Source organism: Pseudomonas sp. NPDC099000 (assembly GCF_044759925.1).
Taxonomy (GTDB): domain Bacteria; phylum Pseudomonadota; class Gammaproteobacteria; order Pseudomonadales; family Pseudomonadaceae; genus Aquipseudomonas.
This window is the reverse complement of sequence record NZ_JBIWAF010000024.1, coordinates 69,670-89,874: the sequence shown is the minus strand read 5'-3', so window position 1 is coordinate 89,874 and position 20,205 is coordinate 69,670. Positions and strand designations below refer to the sequence as shown.

Genomic DNA, 20,205 nt, shown 5'->3' with positions numbered 1-20,205 from the left:
GTCGTCTGTCGGGGCCTGGAAGAAGTAGTTGAAGCCGATGTCATACAGGGTGGCGCTGGAGGCGTTGCTGGTGATGTGACCGCCCAGGTCCGAATCTTTCAGGTTCGTGCGCATCACCATGGCCATCGCGTTCCAGCGTACCAGCGAGCGAATGCGGCGTTCCATGAACAGGTCGCCAGGCATGCGTGCTTCGTGGGTAACTGGAATGGTGTTGCGGTATGGCGTGGTGATGGCGTAAGGCAACTGCGAACCGCTGCGGGTTGCGAGTTCACCCATACGGGTCATCAGATAGTGAGCGCGGTCTTCGCCTTCTTTGTCGAGAACCGATTCCAGGGCGTCCAGCCATTCCTGGGTTTCGACGGGATCGAGGTCTTGCATGGCTTGCTCCAGGGCGGAAAGGCTTCCAGAATCGGTTGCCTGAGTTTGCGACTGGCCTTGTGGGCAGACGATATAAATTCTTGGATTGCCGAGTGGTAGGTTCCGGCGGCGTGTAGTTTTACTACAAATCATCGGGCATTTCAGCTATCCGAATGTATATACGAGTAGTAAAACTACAGATGAGCGGCTTGTGGCCTCCGGCTGCGTTGTGAGAATAATCGTTAAGGTTGGTCTTTTGCCAACCGAAAAAGGTGAAAGCTTGATGCTGTCTGCCAAAAATAAAGAAATTTCAGCTATTTCTAACCTTTGTTCGACAGTCGATCACGTAGTGCGATTTGAAAATTCACTACATGCCGTCCTCTACACGCCGATCAAGGATAGACCATGAGCCTCCCTGTGCTTGCCGAACTGCCCGGCATTCTCCTGCCGTTTGTCACCCGCGCCGAGCAGTCGTTCCGCACCGCCATTGCCGAGCTGGAAGACGACCATGGCCTGTCTGCCTGGACGCCGGAACGCTGGGCGCAATTCGCCCGCGTTACCGCCGCCAGCGATTTCGTGACCGAACAGAGTGTGCGTGACCCCTTGATGTTGCTGGCGCTGGTGCAGTCCGGCGAACTGGACCGCAGCTTCGCGCCCGGCGAGTTGTGCGGGCAGATCGCGGCGGCGGCGAATGCGGCCGAAACCGAAGATGAACTCGGTCGCGCCTTGCGCCGTCAGCGCACCCGTCAGCAAGTGCGGATCATCTGGCGCGACCTGACTCGCCAGGCCGACTTGGTCCAGACCTGCCGCGACCTCTCGGACATGGCCGATGCGAGCATCGATCAGGCCTATCAGTGGTTGTACGCGCGGCATTGCCAGCAGTTCGGCGTGCCGACCGGCCGGCGCAGCGGCGAGCCGCAGCAGATGGTCATCCTCGGCATGGGCAAGCTCGGCGCCGTGGAGCTCAACCTGTCGTCGGACATCGACCTGATCTTCGCCTACCCCGAGGGCGGCGAAACCGTCGGCGTCAAACGCTCACTGGATAACCAGGAATTCTTCATTCGTCTCGGCCAGCGCCTGATCAAGGCGCTGGACCCGATGACCGTCGACGGTTTTGTGTTTCGCGTCGACATGCGCCTGCGGCCCTACGGTTCGGCCGGCGCATTGGTGCTGAGCTTCAACGCACTGGAACAGTATTACCAGGACCAGGGCCGCGACTGGGAACGCTACGCGATGATCAAGTCGCGAGTGGTGGCCGGCGATCAAGTGGCCGGCGCGCAATTGCAAGACATGCTGCGCCCGTTCGTCTACCGGCGTTACCTCGACTTCTCGGCGATCGAAGCGCTGCGCACCATGAAGCAGCTGATCCAGCAGGAAGTGCGGCGCAAGGGCATGGCCGACAACATCAAGCTCGGCTCCGGCGGCATCCGCGAAGTGGAGTTTATCGCCCAGGCGTTTCAGCTGATCCACGGCGGTCGCGACCTGAGCTTGCAGCAACGTCCTCTATTAAAAGTACTGAGCACCCTGGAAGGTCAGGGTTACCTGCCGCCGGCGGTGATCAGCGAACTGCGCGAAGGCTACGAATTCCTGCGTTACACCGAGCACGCGATCCAGGCGATTGCCGACCGCCAGACTCAGATGCTGCCGGACGGCGCGCAGGATCAGGCGCGCATTGCCTTTATGTTGGGCTTTGCCGACTGGGAGGCTTTCCATGAGCAATTGATGTACTGGCGGGGCCGCGTGGCGTGGCACTTCGGTCAGGTGATTGCCGATCCCGATGAAGATGAAGGCACGGAAAGCGAAGTGGTGGTCGGCGGTGAATGGCTGCCGCTGTGGGAAGAAGCCCAGGATGAAGAAGCCGCCTGCCGCCAGTTGGAAGAGGGCGGTTTTGCCGATGCCACCAAGGCCCTGAAAGCGTTGGCCGGTTTGCGCGGCAGCCCGCAGTTGCGCGCGATGCAACGCTTGGGGCGCGAACGCCTCGATGCGTTTATTCCGCGGTTGCTGGCTCAGGCTGTCGAACACGCCAATCCGGATCTGGTGCTGGAGCGTGTGCTGCCGCTGGTTGAAGCGGTGGCCCGCCGTTCGGCGTATCTGGTGCTGCTGACCGAGAACCCCGGCGCGCTGCGACGTTTGCTGACCTTGTGCGCCGCGAGCCCGTGGATCGCCGAGCAGATCACCCGCTTCCCGCTGCTGCTCGACGAATTGCTCAACGAAGGCCGGTTGTTCAAGCCGCCCCAGGCGCCGGAACTGGCCGCCGAATTGCGCGAGCGTCTGACCCGGATTCCCGAAGACGACCTTGAACAGCAAATGGAAGCCCTGCGCCATTTCAAACTGGCGCACCGCTTGCGGGTTGCTGCTTCGGAAATCGCCGGCAGCCTGCCGCTGATGAAGGTCAGCGATTACCTGACCTGGCTGGCTGAAGCGATCCTCGAACAAGTGCTGGCCCTGGCGTGGCGCCAGACCGTGGCCAAATACGGCACGCCACTGCGCACCGATGGCACCTTGTGCGATCCGGGCTTCATCATTGTCGGTTATGGGAAAGTCGGCGGCCTGGAACTGGGGCATGGTTCGGACCTTGACCTGGTGTTCATCCATGATGGCGACCCGCAGGCGGAAACTGACGGCCCGAAACCTATCGACGGCGCGCAATTCTTCACCCGGCTGGGGCAGCGGATCATTCACTTGCTCACGGCCCAGACCAACTCCGGTCAGCTATATGAAGTGGACATGCGTCTGCGGCCGTCCGGTGCGTCGGGGTTGCTGGTGAGTTCGCTCGGTGCGTTTGCCCGGTATCAGGAAAATGAAGCCTGGACCTGGGAACATCAGGCGCTGGTGCGGGCGCGGGTACTGGTGGGCTGTCCAGACGTTGGCCGTGCGTTCGAGAAAGTCCGCGCGGCGATATTGGGCAAGCCACGGGACCTGGCGATCTTGCGTCAGGAGGTCAGCGAAATGCGCGCCAAGATGCGCGATAACCTCGGCAGCAAGAGCACCGCGGCCGGCACAGCGGCAAATGCCTTCGAGGCCACGGCGCCGTTCGATCTCAAGCAGGACGCCGGAGGTATCGTCGATATTGAATTTATGGTGCAATACGCGGCCTTGGCGTGGTCCGAAACACACCCGCCATTGCTGCGCTGGACCGATAACATCCGAATTCTGGAAGAGCTGGAACACGAAGGGCTGATGCCCGCCGAAGACGCCAGCCTGCTGCGCGAGGCCTACAAAGCCTACCGCTCCGCCGCGCACCGGCAGGCCTTGCAGAAGGACGCCGGGGTGATACCGGGTGATCAGTTTGCGGATGAGCGCCGGCAGGTATTGCGGATCTGGCGTGAGCTGGGGTTAAGCTGAAACCGGATAGTTGTAACACTGGATATCCAATGTAGGAGCGAGCCTGCTCGCGAAGGCGGAGTGTCAGTCGACATCGATGTTGGATGTGACGACCCCATCGCGAGCAGGCTCGCTCCCACAGTGATCTGCGGTGAATTGCAGAAGTAAGGCAGAACGCAAAACCCTGTAGGAGCGAGCCTGCTCGCGATGGCGGAGTGTCAGTCGCCATCGATGCCGGATGTGCCGGCCCCTTCACGGGCAAGCCACGCTCCCACAGTGGATTTGTGGTGATTTGTAGATTGAGGCAGCTAAGCTGCAGCACTGGATGTGCACCAATACCCATGTGGGAGCGGGCTTGCCCGCGATAGCGGAGTGACAGTCGACAGTAATGTTGGATGTGATGATCCCATCGCGAGCAAACAGGCTCCCACAGTGATTCTCGAGGCGGGGAGGCGTATGCCTCCCCGGTTCGTTTATGGAAACCACATGAAAATTCTGATCGTTGGGCCCAGTTGGGTCGGTGACATGGTGATGGCGCAGACACTGTTTCAGTGTCTCAAGCAACGCCACCCGCAATGCGAAATCGACGTCCTGGCCCCCGAATGGAGCCGGCCGATCCTGGAGCGCATGCCCGAAGTCCGTCAGGCCTTGAGCTTTCCGCTCGGCCACGGCGCCTTGGAGCTGGCGACGCGTCGGCGCATCGGCAAATCCCTGGCCGGCCAGTACGACCAGGCGATCCTGCTGCCAAACTCCTTGAAGTCGGCGCTGGTGCCGTTCTTCGCCGGGATCCCGAAACGCACCGGCTGGCGTGGCGAGTTCCGCTACGGCCTGCTCAATGACGTGCGCACGCTGGATAAAGAACGTTATCCGCTGATGATCGAGCGTTTCATGGCGCTGGCTTATGAGCGCGGTGCCGAACTGCCGACGCCGTATCCACGGCCGAGCCTGCAGATCGACCCGGTCACCCGCGAGGCGGCGCTGGCCAAGTTCGGCCTGACCCTCGACCGCCCGGTGTTGGCCCTGTGCCCCGGCGCCGAGTTCGGCGAATCCAAGCGCTGGCCGTCCGAGCACTACGCCAAGGTCGCCGAAGCGAAGATCCGCGAAGGCTGGCAAGTCTGGTTGTTCGGTTCGAAAAACGATCACGCTGTTGGCGAGGACATCCGCGCGCGGCTGATTCCCGGCCTGCGCGAAGAGTCGATGAACCTCAGCGGCGGCACCTCCCTGGCTGAAGCCATCGACCTGATGTCCTGCGCCGATTCGGTGGTGTCCAACGACTCCGGCCTGATGCATGTCGCCGCCGCGTTGAACCGCCCGCTGGTGGCGGTCTACGGTTCGACGTCGCCGGGTTTCACGCCGCCTCTGGCCGAGCACGTCGAGATTGTGCGCCTGGGCATCGAATGCAGCCCGTGCTTCGATCGCACCTGCCGCTTCGGTCATTACAACTGCCTGCGACAGCTCATGCCGCAAGCAGTGAACGAAGCCTTGCAGCGGTTGCAGGGCACTGTGGTCGAGGTCAAATAGTTTGCGCGTTCTGCTGATCAAGACATCTTCGCTGGGCGACGTGATTCACGCGTTGCCGGCGTTGACCGACGCGGCGCGGGCGATCCCCGGCATCACGTTCGACTGGGTGGTGGAAGAAGGCTTCGCCGAAATCCCGACCTGGCACCCGGCCGTGGGCAAGGTGATCCCGGTGGCGATCCGTCGCTGGCGCAAAAACATCTGGCAGACCATTAAAAGTGGTGAGTGGAAGCGCTTCAAGCAAAGCGTTCGTGCCGCCCCATACGATCTGGTGATTGACGCTCAGGGCCTGCTGAAAAGCGCCTGGCTGACGCGCTATGTCAAAGCGCCGGTCGCCGGCCTCGACAAGGACTCGGCGCGCGAACCCATCGCCGCACGTTTCTATTCCCGTCGCCTGGCCGTGGGCCGTGGGCAACACGCGGTCGAGCGGGTGCGTCAATTGTTCGCCCTGGCGTTGGGCTACGACCTGCCCAAAGGCCTGGGCGATTACGGCCTGAACGTCGAGCGTCTGGTGGAACTGCCGCGCAAGAATCCCTACGTGCTGTTTCTGCACGGCACGACGTGGGACACCAAACACTGGCCGGAAGCCTATTGGCGCGAACTGGCTGAGCGCGTTGGCTATCTCGGCGTTGCCGTGAAGCTGCCGTGGGGCAATCCCATCGAAAAAGCCCGGGCCGAGCGCATTGCCGCAGGGTTCCGGCATGTCGAAGTGCTGCCCAAACTGAACCTGGCGGGTGTCGGCAAAGTACTGGCCGGCGCTCAAGCCTGCGTGGCCGTGGACACCGGCCTGGGCCACTTGGCCGCCGCGCTCGACGTACCGACCCTGTCGCTGTTCGGCCCGACCAACCCGGGGCTGACCGGCGCCTACGGCAAGGCGCAGATTCACATCGCCAGCGACTTCCCCTGCGCCCCGTGCCTGCAAAAGAAATGCACCTATCAACCGACGGCCGAAGATGCCCGTCAGTTCGATCTGAAACGCGAGTGGCCCCTGTGCTTCACGCGTCTGAATCCCGAGCGTGTCGCGACCCGACTGAGCACGTTGTTACTGGCTGAGGAGCTGCGCTGATGCAATTGGCATTCGTCTTGTACAAGTACTTTCCGTTTGGGGGCTTGCAGCGTGACTTCATGCGCATCGCCCTGGAATGCCAGCAACGCGGCCATCAGATTCGCGTCTACACGCTGATCTGGGAAGGCGATGTCCCGCCCGGTTTCGAAGTGCTGGTGGCACCGGTCAAGGCGTTCTTCAACCATCGGCGCAACGAAAAACTCAGCGAATGGATGGAGGCGGACCTGGCCAAGCGTCCCGTGGACCGTCTGATCGGCTTCAACAAGATGCCCGGGCTGGACGTTTACTACGCCGCCGACGGCTGTTTCGAAGACAAGGCGCAGAACCTGCGCAACTCGCTGTACCGTCGCTGGGGCCGCTACCGGCACTTCGCCGAGTACGAGCGCGCGGTGTTCGCCAGGGACGCCAAGACGGAAGTGCTGATGATTTCAGAGGTCCAGCAACCGCTGTTCATCAAGCATTACGACACGCCGCTGGAACGCTTCCATTTGCTGCCGCCGGGTATTTCCCAGGACCGTCGCGCGCCAGCCAATGCCGCTGAAATCCGTGCCGATTTCCGTCGCGAATTCAACCTCAAGAACGATGACCTGCTACTGGTGCAGATCGGCTCCGGGTTCAAGACCAAGGGCGTGGATCGCAGCCTCAAGGCGCTGGCCGCGTTGCCCGCTGATCTGAAGAAACGCACCCGGCTGTTTGTAATTGGCCAGGATGACCCCAAATTATTCCAGATGCAGAGCGCCACCCTTGGGCTCGGCGACAACGTGACGTTCCTCAAGGGCCGCAGCGATATCCCGCGTTTCCTGCTCGGTGCCGACCTGTTGATCCACCCGGCGTATAACGAAAACACCGGGACCGTGTTGCTCGAAGCCCTGGTGGCCGGGTTGCCGGTCTTGGTGAGCGCGGTCTGTGGTTACGCCCATTACATCGCCGAGGCCGACGCAGGCCTGGTGTTGGACGAACCGTTCGATCAGGCGCAACTGACGCAGTACCTGACCGGCATGTTGAACGACGCTCAAGCACGGGCGGCCTGGGGCCGCAACGGTCTGGCCTTCGCTGAGACGGCCGACCTCTACAGCATGCCGCAGCACGCGGCCGATGTGATTCTGGCGGAGCACGCTTAATGAAGTTGATGCTGGCTGAACCGTTCAAGAGCCTTTGGGCCGGACGCGATGCGTTCACCGAAGTCGAAGGCTTGCAGGGCGAGGTTTACCGTGAACTGGAAGCGCGCCGGACCTTGCGCACAGAAGTGAACGGCAATGGTTTTTTCGTGAAGATCCACCGTGGCATCGGCTGGGGCGAGATCTTCAAGAACCTGCTGACGGCCAAGCTGCCGGTACTCGGCGCGGGTCAGGAGTGGAAGGCCATTCAGCGCCTGAAAGAAGTCGGCGTGCCGACCATGACCGCCGTCGCTTACGGCGAGAAGGGCAGCAATCCGGCGGATCAGCACTCGTTTATCGTCACTGAAGAGCTGGCGCCCACCGTCAGTCTTGAAGACTTCAGCATCGACTGGGTCAAGAACCCGCCCGAGCCCAAACTCAAGCGCGCACTGATCGCCGAAGTCGCGCGCATGACCGGCATGATGCACCGCGCCGGGGTCAACCACCGCGACTGCTACATCTGCCACTTCTTGCTGCACACCGATAAACCGGTGACGGCTGAGGACTTCAAGCTCTCGGTGATCGACCTGCACCGCGCCCAGACCCGTCCGACGATCACGCAGCGCTGGCGCAACAAGGATCTGGCGGCGCTGTACTTTTCGGCCCTGGACATCGGCCTGACCAAGCGCGACAAACTGCGATTCCTCAAAGGCTATTTCCAGCGGCCCTTGCGCCAGATTCTGGGTGAGGAAGCCGGATTGCTCGCCTGGCTCGAAGGCAAGGCCAACAAACTCTACGACCGTAAACAGCGATACGGGGATGCGCTCTGATGCCGGGTTGGAAACTGGAACCTGCTTACAGCGATCTGGCGGAAGATTTTGGCAGCCTGGAAGCGGTGTTCGCGCTTCAAGGCGAGCGCCTGACCCGCGACCCGTTGTCTGAGGTCATCCGCGTCAGTCGCAATGGCGTCAACTATTACGTCAAGCGCTACGTGGGCGCCGGCAAAGGCCTGCGCCGTTATTTGGGCAAGCCTCGGGTCAAGGCTGAATGGCAGAACCTCAAGCGCTTCGCCAAGTGGGGTATTCCAACCGCTGAAGTGGTTGCCTGGGGTCTGGAGCGGCGCGGCGCGGCGTATGCCCGTGGCGCGATGATCACCCGCGAATTGCCCAACACCGAAGACTTGTCGGCCCTTGCCGACCGCCACGATCCCAAGCTGGCGGACCGCGCCTGGGTCGATACCGTCAGTCGGCAGTTGGCCGGTTACACCCGGACCATGCACGACAACCGTTTCACCCATAACGATTTGAAGTGGCGCAACCTGCTGATCGACGATGAGGCCAAGCTGTTCCTGATCGATTGCCCCAACGGCGATTTCTGGCGCGGCTTCTGGCTCAAGTACCGGATCACCAAGGACCTGGCCTGCCTCGACAAGGTGGCGAAATATCACCTGTCGGCCACCCAGCGCCTGCGCTTTTACCTGCAATACCGCCAGCGTGACCGGCTGAACGTCGACGACAAAAAACGCATTCGGCACGTGGTGAGATTCTTCGAGGGACGCGAATGACTGATTTTCTGGCCGCTGAAGACCGTGCGCTGCTTGAGCGTCATGGCCTCGGCACTTTTGACGCACTCTGGGCCAAGCAGCTCGACGCGGTGGATGAACCCAACACCGTCGGTGGCGGCTGGAGCAGTGTGTTTCGGCTGGATCTGGAAGGTCATGGCTACTACCTCAAGCGCCAGAGCAACTACCTGACGCGCACCTTCCATGCGCCGTTCGGCGAACCAAGTTTTGCCCGGGAGTTTCGCAACATCAGTCGTTATCAGAAGCTGGGTATTCCAGCGCTGAAAGCGGCGTTTTTTGGTGAGCGCAAAGTCGACGGGGAAGTACGGGCGGTTCTGCTGACGCGCGCGCTGGACGGTTGGGATGACCTGGATTCGCTGTTGCAGCGCTGGTCGGACCTGAGCGAAGCGCAACACTCGGCCATCATGAAAGCCTGCGGCGAACTGGCGCGGCGCCTGCACGGCGTGCGTCAGCTTCACGGTTGCTTCTACCCCAAGCACATTTTTCTGCAGGCCACGGGCGACGGTTATCAGGCGCAGTTGATCGACCTGGAAAAGACCCGGCCGTTGCTGTTCGGTCAGCGTGACCGGATCAAGGACCTGGAACCGTTGCTGCGCCGAGCACCGGAGTGGACTGAAGCGCAATTGCGCGAGTTGCTGGCGGTTTATGTGGATCAGCCGCGGGACAGTTCGCTGGTGGACACTTGGGTTTCGCGCCTGACCGCGCGGCGCAGTCGCAAGGAGACGCGCTGATGCAGTTGTCTGAACTGAAAAACGCCGGTCGCAACCCAAGCCTGCCGATGAGCATTTCGCTGGCCGATGCCGCCGGGCCCGCCGAGTTGCAGTTGCTGAGCTTGTTGCGCGTGTTGCCGGGGCAGCGTTATGTCGGCGCCGGCGTGTGGCGCGGTCGGCCGGTGCTGGCCAAGTTGTTGGTCGGCGGCAAGGCGGCGCGGCATTTTCAGCGTGAACTGGACGGCGTGCGGTTGCTCGCCGATCAAGGGCTGACCACGCCGCAGTTGCTGGTGGACGGCCTGAAAGAGGGCGAGGGCGGCTGGTTGCTGTTCGATTTCCTTGAGGGCGCCGAGAGCCTGGGGGATACCTGGAAACAGGTCGAACATTTGCCGGTGCTGGCGGATATGCAGGGGGCCGTGCTCGCCGAGGCGTTGGGCGCTATCGGCCAAATGCATCGCAAGGGGCTCTGGCAGGAAGACCTGCACCTGGACAATCTCCTGCGTCAGCGAGGTCGGCTGTACCTGATCGATGGCGGCGGCGTCTGCGCTGAAACCCCGGGCCAGCCGCTGTCGCGGCAGAAAGTCCTGGAAAACCTCGGCGTGTTTTTCGCCCAGTTGCCCAAGTCGCTGGAACCGTTCACCGAAGAATTACTGGTGTATTACCTGTTGAGCAATGGCGAGCATGCCTTGCCGATGGAAGCGTTGCAGAAGCAGATCGACAAGGTTCGCAGCTGGCGTTTGAAGGATTACCTGATCAAGGTGGGCCGCGAGTGTTCGTTGTTCAGCGTCCAGCGCGGGGCTTCTGGCTTGCGGGCTATTCGTCGCGACGAAGAAGCGGCGATGCTGCCGGTGCTGGAGCAGGCCGATGCTTTGCTCGATCAGGGCCATCTGTATAAGACCGGTGGCGCGGCGAGCGTAGGAAAAGTCGAGGTTGATGGTCGGACGCTGGTGATCAAACGCTACAACATCAAAGGCTTTGCGCACTGGCTAAAGCGCTTTTGGCGCCCGAGCCGTGCCTGGCACTCGTGGCGCGAAGGCAATCGCCTGACGTTCCTCGGTATCGCCACGCCCAAACCGTTGGCGCTGCTGGAAAAGCGTTTTCTCTGGCTGCGCAGCCGGGCGTACTTGATCACCGAGTATCTGCCGGGGCCGGACATCATCGAACGCTTCGCGCCGTACGTTGAAAGGGGCGATGCGCCCGAGGCTGAGTTGGTGGCGCTGGATCATTTGTTTGCCGAGCTGATTCGCGAACGCATCAGCCATGGGGATTTCAAGGGCCATAACCTGTTCTGGCAGCAGGATCGCTGGGCGCTGATCGATCTGGATTCGATGTGTCAGCATGGTTCTGTGGGCAGTTTTGCACCGGCGTATGCGCGGGACCGGGCGCGGTTCATGCGTAACTGGCCTGAGAGCAGCGCGCTGTATCAGGTCATTGATCAGCGTCTGCCCAAAGATATCTCTGGCGCGGCCTGAGTCGGGTCTTCGACCCTATCGTCGGAACGCCGCCCGGAGCAGGCTCGCTCCCACAGGGTTTCTGTGTTCACCGCAGATCAAATGTAGGAGTGAGCCTGCTCGCGATGGGGCCGAAACAGACACCCGAGATTAAGAGGACAAGTTCTTGTGAACTGTCCTACACGATCCACAGACCCCATGAACTGTGCCCTGAATAGCCACGATGCTAGTTTGCCTGACGTTCACGGAGGGCAGACTTTGACCATAAAAACGGCTGTTGCGATCGGTGCTTTCTCACTGGCTTTATCCGGCTGCGGGACCGCACTGACGGTGCTGCAGGATGACGAAGACGCCGCTCGCGGCCTGCGCAAGCAAAAAACCTACTGCCAATCCATTCCCCGCATCTACAGCGGCCTGGCCTACGACTTCTGCATCCTGAATGCCCCGCCCGATCCCACCGGCGTCCTCGTCCCCTTCGTATTGCTGGACCTGACCCTGTCGGGTGTCATGGACACCGTTTCCTTGCCCTACACGATTTACCGCCAGGCTATCGACGGCAATCTCGGTATTTACTGGCGGGCAGGCCGTCGGTAGCTCTTTTGTATTACGGCGGGTCATGTGTCTAGTCCTGAAACAGGTTTTCACTGTTTCAGAAAGCGAAAAGCCCCGATGAACTCACCGAGGCTATAGCGCCGACCGGGATCTCCCAGTCCATTTGAGCAGGAGCCTATGTCGACGTCTTTCTGCTGTCAACGCGTGAGCTTGCTGCTTGCCACTTCCCGCTAGAGGCTTGCCGTCGCTTTTAAGCTATAATCCCGCCCTTTAGCTGTCTCTCGCCCCTTGCGAGGGGCACATTAATTTTTGAGGCGCTTGTCGCCTGCATGCAGACTAAAGAGGCTAGACCCCTGTGGCATTGACGATTCTTGGCCTGTCCGGCGCCCTTAGCCATGATCCTTCCGCAGCCTTGTACATCGACGGCAAGCTGGTCGCGGCGGCTGAAGAAGAGCGCTTTGTGCGCGATAAACATGCAAAGAACCGCATGCCTTACGAATCGGCGAAGTTCTGCCTCGAGCAGGCAGGCATCAAGCCGTCCGACGTTGATGTGGTCGCGATTCCGTTCGCCCCGATCAGCCTGTTCGGCAAGGCGCGCTGGCACTACGCCAAGCGTTACTGGTACGCCCCGGACCGCGCCCTCGACGCGATCCTGATGGGCAACCGTCGCTACAAGCGCTATCGCAACAAGATCGTCTGGTGCCTCGAGCAACTGGGCTTCGATCCGAAGAAAATCAAGATCGAGCCGGTCGAACACCACTTGGCCCACGCCTCCAGCGCTTACCACTGCTCCGGTTTCAAAGAGAAAACCGCGATCCTCGGGATCGACGGCAAGGGTGAGTACGCCACGACCTTCTTCGGTTACGGCGAAAACGGCAAGATTCACAAGATCAAGGAATTCTTCGATCCAGACTCTCTCGGCGGCCTGTACGGCGCGATCACCGAGTTCCTCGGTTTCGAGATGCTCGACGGTGAGTTCAAGGTCATGGGCATGGCGCCCTACGGCGATGCCAGCAAATACGATTTCTCGCGTCTGGCCTCGTTCGAGAACGGCGAGCTGGTGATCAACACCGACTACGCCAACGTCATCGGCCTGCGTCGTTATAAAGAGAAGGGCAAGGGTTTCTACTTCTCGCCGAAGCTGATCGAGTGGCTGGGTCCGAAGCGCGAAGGCGACATCGCCGACGAGCCGTACATCCACTACGCCGCGAGCATGCAAGCGCTGTTCGAAAAGATCGCGCTGCAGATGATCGACTTCTACCTGGGCGACGTGCTCAAGGAAACCGGCAAGCTTGCCTACGCCGGCGGCTGTGCCTTGAACGTCAAGCTCAACCAGAAAATCATCGCTCGCGATGACGTCAAAGAGTTGTTCGTGCAGCCTGCTTCCGGTGATGCCGGGACCGCGGTTGGCGCGGCAGCTTATGTGTCCCACGCCCGTGGCGTGCCGGTCGAGAAGATGGAACACGTCTACCTCGGCCCGTCGTACAGCAACGAAGACGTCGTCGCGGCATGCGCCCGTCACCCGAGCAAGCCGGTGTGGCGCAAGCTCGAAAACATGCCGGAAAACATCGCCAAGATCATGGTCGATGGCAACCCGGTGGCCTGGTTCCAAGGGCGCATGGAGTTCGGTCCGCGTGCCTTGGGCGGTCGTTCGATCATCGGTTGCCCGAGCGCGACCGGCGTGGCTGACCGCATCAACCACCAGATCAAGTTCCGCGAGCGCTGGAGGCCTTTCTGCCCGTCGATGCTCGACACCGTGGCTCCGCAGATGATCAAGATCGATCATCCGGCGCCGTTCATGACCTTCACCTTCGAAGTGGCTGAAGAATGGAAGACCCGCGTGCCGGAAGTCGTCCACGAAGACGGCACTTCCCGGGCCCAGGTGCTCAAGCGCGAATACAACCCGCGCTACTACGACATGATGAAGGCGCTGGAAGTACTGACCGGCAACGGCGTGTCGCTGAACACCTCGCTCAACCGTCGTGGCGAGCCGATGATCTGCTCGCCGACCGACGCGCTGAACATGTTCTTCGGTTCCGATCTACAGTATCTGATCATGGAAGACATCCTGGTGGTCAAAGAGGGCGCCAACGCTTATGACACGCTCGGCTGAACGCCATGTGTTGCAGTTCTGCCACGGCTATGACGGGCCGTTCCTGGACTGCGCCCGGCAGTACGCCAGCCTGTTCGCGGGGACCGGTTATCGCGTGACCACGGTCTTTTTGACCGGGGCCGCCGATAGCGAAGTCGCCGCGAACTGCGCTTCCGATGAAGTGCTGTTCATGGAATACAGCTCCAAGGCCATTCGTGGCCTGAAGCTGGGTGCCATCGGCGATCTGCGCAAGATCGCCGCTTCGCGCAATTTCAGTTTCTGCATTGCTCACCGCTTCAAGCCGATCTACATCGCCTTGCTCGGCACGTCGTTGCCAGTGATTGGCGTGCATCACGCGTTTGACGATTACAAGCGCGGCACCCGCAAACTGTTCGCGCATATTTTCCGCAAGCGCCTGAGCCTGCTCGGGGTCTCCGATGCGGTGCGTGACGACATGCGCCGTTGCCTGCCGAAGTGGCCGGCCGGGCGGATTCAGACGCTTTATAACCGTGTCGATGTGCCGGCGTTGCAGACCAGCCAGGTGTCGGTGCGCGAAGCCCGGGAAACCCTCGGTCTGTCGGCGGATGCCTGGATTGTCGGCAACGTCGGGCGGCTGCACCCGGACAAAGACCAGACCACGCTGCTGCATGGATTTGCCGAGGCATTGCCGAGCTTGCCGGCCAATAGCCAATTGGTGATCCTCGGCAGCGGTCGACTGGAACAGGACCTCAAGGCCCTGGCCCGTGAACTGGGTATCGGCGATCGCGTGCTGTTTCTCGGTCAAGTGCCGGATGCCCGTCGCTACTTCCGTGCCTTCGATGTGTTTGCCCTGAGTTCTGATCACGAACCCTTCGGCATGGTGCTGCTCGAAGCCATGGCCGCCGGCGTACCGTTGCTCGCCACCGCGTGCGGTGGGGCGAAGGAGGTCGTCGAAGGCGTGGGCATTCTTTTCCCGCTGGGCGATGCCGAACACTTGGCCCAAGGGCTGCAACATCTGGCCGCGATGGACGACCAGCAACGTCACCAGTGTGCCGAGCTGATGCTCGATCGCCTGCGTGAGCGTTTCTCCGACCGCGCGGTACGCGATGCTTTCTGGCATTTGCCGCACGTCACAGAACTGGCACCGAGGGGCTGATGCTCAACCGATTTCAAGGCTGGCGCGAACGTGGCTGGGCGGTGGTCGACGCCTCGACTTATGCACAGGCCTGGCAACGTTTTGGTGGCAGCGTCGCGACCCATCCCCTGGTGGTTGAACGCCTTGCACAGTTGGCCGACATCCCGGTGCGTTACTTGGCCTGGGAGCAAAACGGTGAAGTGAAAGCCGCTATTCCGACCTGGGGTCGCGACCTGGCACTGTCCAAAGACGTGCTCAAGCGTCGCGGTAAAAAGGGCTTGTTCGACCTCGGCAATGCCGAGTTGATCCTGCCGGCCGCCGCTGATGCTCAAGCGCCACTTCGTCATCGCGGACGATACTTGTCTGCGCTCAGCGAAGGCCGTTTCACCGACATCAAGTTGCAGAGCGAACAACTGGCCATGGCCCGCACGCCGGAAGAGCTGTCGAAGAAGTTTCGCTACAACCAGCGCCGTGAATTGCGTCTGCTGGAAGAGGCGGGTGGGGTGGTGCGGCCGGTCGCCGAGTTCTCCAGCACTGAGCTGGCCGCGATCTACTGCGACCTGTTCCAGCGTCGCTGGGGTTTCCCGGCCACCGGCGCCGAGCGCATGGGCGAGGTGATCGAGTTGCTGCGGGACCTGCTGATCGGCTCGGTGATTTTCCTCAACGATGCACCGATTGCGATTCAACTGGTGTACCGCGTCGAGGCGCCGGAGTGGATCAGCGTCGAGTACATCAACGGCGGTGTCGATCCCGAAACGCGCGAGTTCAGCCCCGGCAGCGTGCTGAGTTTCCTCAACACCCAAAGTGCCTGGGAACATGCGCGGGCCCTGGATAAACCCTTGCGGTTTTCCTTCGGTCGCGCCGACCGAGAATACAAGGACCGCTGGTGCAACCCTGTGCCGGTCTTCACCGTGTGAGTGAGCCCATGAGTCGCAAACAGCAACTGCTCAAGCGCCATCGGCGCAACAAACGCATCGGCCTGTTGATCGCGCTGGTGCTGTTGATTGCCATCGGCGTGCTGGTGGCGTGGTGGTTGCCGCTGGTGCTCGCGGTGTTGGGCTGGATTGCCCACGAGGCATGGTTCGCCGACCATTTGTTCTATTCGCCGAAAGACGATTACCAATACAGCTTCCCGCCCTACACCCCGCAGCCCAAGGTGCATCTGGACGGTGAACGTTTGCGCCTGGACGAAGGCGTGATGCTGGTCGACGACGCAACGCTGGTGTTGGCGCTCCGGGTAAAAAGCACGTGGCTGGGTCGCTTTATCGACCCGGTGGTCGAGTTGCTGGGTGGCGACAACCCGGATCGACAGACCTTTGAGCGCGGTGTGAATGGCCTGCGTTACCTGAACCTCAGCGGTCAGGCGCAAGTGTTGTCGCGGGGCGAGTTGCGCTTGCACGGACGCTTCTGCCGCTTGCTCGGCGAGCCGGTGCTGTGGGCGCTAGAGCAACCGGATTACCGCCGTCAGCGAGTGATGGTGATCGCACCCCACGCCGATGATGCGGAACTGGCTGCCTATGGTTTGTACAGCCAAGCCGATGAAGCCTGGATCGTCACTCTCACTGCCGGTGAAATCGAAGCCGAACACTATCAGCAGCTGGGCCTGAACAAGGTCGAGGCGGCGCGGCTCAAGGGCCGTTTGCGCGCCTGGGACAGCATCGCGGTGCCGCGTTGGGCGGGTGTGCCTGAAGCGCATTGCGTGCAGCTGGGTTATTTCTGCCTGCAACTGGCGGCGATGCAAGCCGCGCCAACGCAGCCGATGGGTTCCCGGGAAGCCGAGTTGAGCGACACCCGCGTGTATCGCCAGTTGAATCCGTTTGCCCTGCCGGGCGACATCGACGGCGCACCGACCTGGAACAACCTGCTGGCCGATCTGCGTGAACTGTTGTTGCGCGCACGCCCTGAAGTGATCGTGCTGCCGCACCCGACGCTCGATCCGCACCCCGATCATCTCTGCGCCCAGCAAGCGGTCCTCGAAGCCTTGAAAGGCCTTGAATGGCAGCCGACCACGTTGCTCGGCTACGCCAATCATCTGCACGATAACGACCGCTGGCCGATGGGCGATGCGGGGCATGGCATCGCGCTGCCGCCGGCCTTCGACTCGGCCACGCCGATGCAGCCTTGCTGCCTGCCGCTGACGCTGGACCTTCAGCGTGATAAAGCCATGGCGCTGGGCATGATGCACGACCTGCAACCGCCCATGCCGTTCAAGCGACGTTTGCGTCGGTTGATACAACAGCTGTTGGCCCGTAGAGTGCCGCCCCTTTATGGCCAGAACGAATTTTTTCGCAAGGCAGTCAGACGCCATGAGATGTTATGGCTTTTGAAGCATGGTGAAACATCTCGACAGCAGAAATGAAGCACTTCGCTGTCTAGCATGGCCGTGTCTTAAACAAAATGCAGTGACTTTTCTGTGATCAACCCACACCCGCGCATTGTTTTTCTGATTCCGTATTTCGGCCAATGGCCGTTCTGGATGCCGTTTTTTCTGGAGAGTTGCCGTCGTAATGCCGATATCGACTGGTTGCTGTTCAGCGACTGCGGCATGCCCGAGAACTTGCCACCTAACGTCACGATCGAGTGCATGACGTTCAGTGAATACTGTGGGCTGGTGTCGCAACGGCTGGATATCGACTTTGCACCGAATGCGGCTTACAAGCTCTGCGACATCAAACCGGCGCTGGGGCATATTCATGCCGACCGCTTGCAAGGCTATGACTTCTGGGGGTTCGGCGATATTGATCTGGTGTATGGTGACCTGCGAAGTTACTTCACCCCTGATCGGCTGGCCGGTTATGACCTGTTCTCAACCCACGAGCGACGGGTAGCAGGGCATCTCTGCCTGATGCGCAACAACGCCCGCAAGCGTGAGTTGTTCATGCAGATGAAGGATTGGCGAACGCGCTTTACCGATCAGGCACATCACGCGCTGGACGAGGGCGCATTCAGTCGGATCTTCCTCTGGCGCAAGAATTTCCCCGAGCCTTTGTTCACCTTGGTGGGCAAGCTCAATCCGTGGCGTCGGCGCAGCGAATTCACCGAGGCGTTCAGCACGCCGGGTGGCTGCATCAAGTGGCACGACGGCACGGATGATTTTCCGCATCACTGGTATTGGCGTAATGGCTGTTTGAGTAATGATCGCGATGGCGATCGCCGGTTTCCGTATTTCCACTTCGTTTGCTGGGAACGCAATGAGTGGTCACGGTTGCCTCCACCCGATCCAGCCGAGGTCAGGCGTATTGCCGCCGAACCGGCCTGGGTCATCGATGCGACTGGTTTTCACCGGGGAGAGTTATGAGTCAACGGTCAAAGGTTCTGCAATTGCAGCCTGACTACAACGTCAAAGCCCATGATTTTGCCGACCTCGCGGAGCAGATCGTCAAGGCGTTGCCAGGTGATCGCTACGAGGTCACGGCGGCATTCCTGCGTGGCAAGCCCGGGCCAGGTGAAGCCGTGAGCCGGGCCGACCGTTCGGTGTATTTCGAGTTTTCCGACAAGTCCCTCAAGGGTATGCGCCTGCGGGCGATGTGGACGCTGTACAAGTTTTGTCGCGCAGAAAAATTCGACGTGGTGATTTGTAACCGCTTCAAGCCGGTGAACATGATGCTGACGCTCAACCGCTGGTTGAAGGTCCCGCTGTGCATCGGCATTTCCCACGGCTTTGGCGAGTACGACCGGTTTTATCGGCGCCGCCAGACCCAGCGGCTGATCGATCGTCACTGGCGTTTCGTCGGTGTGTCGCCGGCGGTCAAACAGTACCTGCTGGACTGCGACTGCGGTTTCACCGACCAGAATACCTACGCCATTACCAACGCCATCGACATCGAGCAGGCCGAAGGCTTGCAGCACAGCCGCGAGCGTGCCCGCGAGTTGTTGGGTATCAATCCGTCGGTGCGCTTGATCGGGGCGCTGGGTCGGCTAGTGCCGGTCAAGGGGCACACGTATCTGTTGCAGGCGTTTGCCGCCCTCAAGGACAAGTATCCGAACACCCAGTTGGCGATCATCGGTGCCGGCCGCGAAGAGGCGCGCCTGAAAGCCGAAATCGAAAGCCTGGGCCTGACCGGTCGCGCGCACCTGCTGGGCTTCAAGGAAATCGCCTTGCAGTACATTCGCGCGTTCGACGTCTGGACCATGCCATCCCTGGCTGAAGGCCTGGGACTGGCGCTGCTCGAAGGCATGAGCGGACACCTGCCGGTGATCGCCTCCAACGTGCCGGCCATGCTGCCGCTGATCGAAGGGGCAGGCGGTCTGGCGATTACGCCGAAGGACGTGCCGAGCCTGGTCGCGGCGCTGGATAACTACCTCGGGCTGTCGGATGACGAGCTCCAGGCCAAGGGCGAGCAGTCCTACCGTTATCTCCAGGAACAACATGACATCGAGGTGTTCCGTCAGGAATACCTGAACCTGATCGACTCCGGCCTGGAACAGGCCCGCAAGGAACAACCATGAACGACGCGCAACCTCTCGTCACCGTCATCATCGCGTCGTATAACCACGCACCCTACATCGAGGAAAGCATTCTCAGCGTCCTCAACCAGACCTATTCGAATATTGAGTTGCTGGTGATCGATGACGGCTCCAAGGATGACAGCGTCGAGCGCATCAAGGTCTTGCAGGCGCAGCACGGTTTCGATTTTCGGGTTCAGCAGAATCAGGGGCTGACCAACACGCTCAATGGTGCTATCGCCCGCTCCAGCGGAAGCTTGATCGCGCCGTTCGGTTCCGACGACATCATGCTGCCGGAGCGCATTGCGACTCAGGTGGCGTACATGGATGGCAAACCGGAGGTTGGCATCTGCGCCGGCAACATCGAGCTGATCGACGCCGACGGCAATCTTTATCCGGAGAAGCGCCAGCGCCGTGATGTGCCGTTCCGTCGCCTGGACTTCGATGACATGTTCCTGGAGCGCAAACCTTATCCTCCCGCGCCAACCCTGATGATCCGCCGGGAAGCGCTGGACAAGGTGGGTGGGTTCGATCCGAACATTCGCCTGGAAGACTTGCTGATCGAACTGAAGGTGACCCGTGCGGGTTACTTTATCGATGGCCTGAATGTGCTGATGGCGCGCTATCGCAAGCACGCCACCAACTCTTACAAGAACCACCGTTTCATGGTCGACAACATCCTGCGCTCCTACGCGCTGTTCAGCGATCATCCGCTGTACGACGAGGTGCGTTACAAGTTCCTCAGTTCGATGTTCCTCAAGACCGCCAACCGTGACCGCAAACTCGCCCGCGAGCTGCTGGCGCAGATCCCGTTCAAGGCCTGGAACAAGAAGACCTGGCGTGGTCTGGGACGCCTGTATTTCTCGCCGCTGGAAAAAGACTAAGGTTCTAACGCG

At 60.9% G+C, this 20,205-nt stretch carries 16 protein-coding genes and 1 pseudogene; 16 read left to right on the top strand and 1 reads right to left on the bottom strand.

Annotated elements, in window-relative coordinates:
• Window positions 1-378: pseudogene (locus ACIQV9_RS22975) on the bottom strand (pyruvate dehydrogenase (acetyl-transferring), homodimeric type); the annotation flags it as partial.
• A gap of 384 nt (window positions 379-762) precedes the next feature.
• On the opposite strand from ACIQV9_RS22975, the gene glnE reads away from it, so the two are divergent.
• From glnE to ACIQV9_RS22895, 16 genes are all read left to right on the top strand, one after another.
• Window positions 763-3,702: a bifunctional [glutamate--ammonia ligase]-adenylyl-L-tyrosine phosphorylase/[glutamate--ammonia-ligase] adenylyltransferase gene (gene glnE, locus ACIQV9_RS22970; protein WP_403106314.1), complete on the top strand. Its 2,940-nt coding sequence runs from the start codon at window positions 763-765 to the stop codon at window positions 3,700-3,702.
• Between the two features lie 465 nt (window positions 3,703-4,167).
• Window positions 4,168-5,202 carry a lipopolysaccharide heptosyltransferase II gene (waaF, locus tag ACIQV9_RS22965; RefSeq protein ID WP_403106311.1) on the top strand — a complete coding sequence of 345 codons (1,035 nt, stop codon included), beginning with the start codon at window positions 4,168-4,170 and terminating at the stop codon, window positions 5,200-5,202.
• A gap of 1 nt (window position 5,203) precedes the next feature.
• Window positions 5,204-6,265: a lipopolysaccharide heptosyltransferase I gene (gene waaC, locus ACIQV9_RS22960; protein ID WP_403106309.1), complete on the top strand. Its 1,062-nt coding sequence runs from the start codon at window positions 5,204-5,206 to the stop codon at window positions 6,263-6,265.
• On the top strand, window positions 6,265-7,386 hold the full coding sequence (locus ACIQV9_RS22955) for a glycosyltransferase family 4 protein (protein WP_403106306.1): 1,122 nt from the start codon (window positions 6,265-6,267) through the stop codon (window positions 7,384-7,386). The genes waaC and ACIQV9_RS22955 overlap by 1 nt, the downstream gene beginning before the upstream one ends.
• Window positions 7,386-8,192 carry a lipopolysaccharide core heptose(I) kinase RfaP gene (rfaP, locus tag ACIQV9_RS22950; RefSeq protein ID WP_403106303.1) on the top strand — a complete coding sequence of 269 codons (807 nt, stop codon included), beginning with the start codon at window positions 7,386-7,388 and terminating at the stop codon, window positions 8,190-8,192. The genes ACIQV9_RS22955 and rfaP overlap by 1 nt, the downstream gene beginning before the upstream one ends.
• Window positions 8,192-8,926 (top strand): lipopolysaccharide kinase InaA family protein, encoded by a 735-nt coding sequence (locus ACIQV9_RS22945; RefSeq protein WP_403106300.1) that lies wholly within the window; start codon window positions 8,192-8,194, stop codon window positions 8,924-8,926. The genes rfaP and ACIQV9_RS22945 overlap by 1 nt, the downstream gene beginning before the upstream one ends.
• Window positions 8,923-9,675 carry a lipopolysaccharide kinase InaA family protein gene (locus ACIQV9_RS22940; RefSeq protein ID WP_403106298.1) on the top strand — a complete coding sequence of 251 codons (753 nt, stop codon included), beginning with the start codon at window positions 8,923-8,925 and terminating at the stop codon, window positions 9,673-9,675. Before ACIQV9_RS22945 ends, ACIQV9_RS22940 begins: the two co-directional genes overlap by 4 nt.
• Window positions 9,675-11,126, top strand: a complete 1,452-nt coding sequence (locus ACIQV9_RS22935) for a lipopolysaccharide kinase InaA family protein (RefSeq protein WP_403106295.1) — start codon at window positions 9,675-9,677, stop codon at window positions 11,124-11,126. Before ACIQV9_RS22940 ends, ACIQV9_RS22935 begins: the two co-directional genes overlap by 1 nt.
• A gap of 237 nt (window positions 11,127-11,363) precedes the next feature.
• Window positions 11,364-11,699, top strand: coding sequence for a YceK/YidQ family lipoprotein (locus ACIQV9_RS22930; RefSeq protein WP_403106292.1), 336 nt, complete (start codon window positions 11,364-11,366; stop codon window positions 11,697-11,699).
• A gap of 313 nt (window positions 11,700-12,012) precedes the next feature.
• Window positions 12,013-13,770, top strand: coding sequence for a carbamoyltransferase (locus tag ACIQV9_RS22925; RefSeq protein ID WP_403106290.1), 1,758 nt, complete (start codon window positions 12,013-12,015; stop codon window positions 13,768-13,770).
• Window positions 13,754-14,884, top strand: a complete 1,131-nt coding sequence (locus ACIQV9_RS22920; protein WP_403106287.1) for a glycosyltransferase — start codon at window positions 13,754-13,756, stop codon at window positions 14,882-14,884. Before ACIQV9_RS22925 ends, ACIQV9_RS22920 begins: the two co-directional genes overlap by 17 nt.
• Entirely contained in the window at window positions 14,884-15,780 is an 897-nt protein-coding gene (locus ACIQV9_RS22915; RefSeq protein ID WP_403106284.1) for an antimicrobial resistance protein Mig-14, read from the top strand. Before ACIQV9_RS22920 ends, ACIQV9_RS22915 begins: the two co-directional genes overlap by 1 nt.
• A gap of 8 nt (window positions 15,781-15,788) precedes the next feature.
• Window positions 15,789-17,222 carry a PIG-L deacetylase family protein gene (locus tag ACIQV9_RS22910; protein ID WP_403106282.1) on the top strand — a complete coding sequence of 478 codons (1,434 nt, stop codon included), beginning with the start codon at window positions 15,789-15,791 and terminating at the stop codon, window positions 17,220-17,222.
• 54 nt (window positions 17,223-17,276) lie between these two features.
• A complete protein-coding gene (locus ACIQV9_RS22905) occupies window positions 17,277-18,161 on the top strand; it encodes a DUF6625 family protein (protein ID WP_403106279.1) in 885 nt (294 codons plus the stop codon).
• A complete protein-coding gene (locus ACIQV9_RS22900) occupies window positions 18,158-19,312 on the top strand; it encodes a glycosyltransferase family 4 protein (protein WP_403106276.1) in 1,155 nt (384 codons plus the stop codon). The genes ACIQV9_RS22905 and ACIQV9_RS22900 overlap by 4 nt, the downstream gene beginning before the upstream one ends.
• Window positions 19,309-20,193: a glycosyltransferase gene (locus ACIQV9_RS22895; RefSeq protein WP_403106273.1), complete on the top strand. Its 885-nt coding sequence runs from the start codon at window positions 19,309-19,311 to the stop codon at window positions 20,191-20,193. Before ACIQV9_RS22900 ends, ACIQV9_RS22895 begins: the two co-directional genes overlap by 4 nt.
• Window positions 20,194-20,205 lie beyond the last annotated feature (12 nt).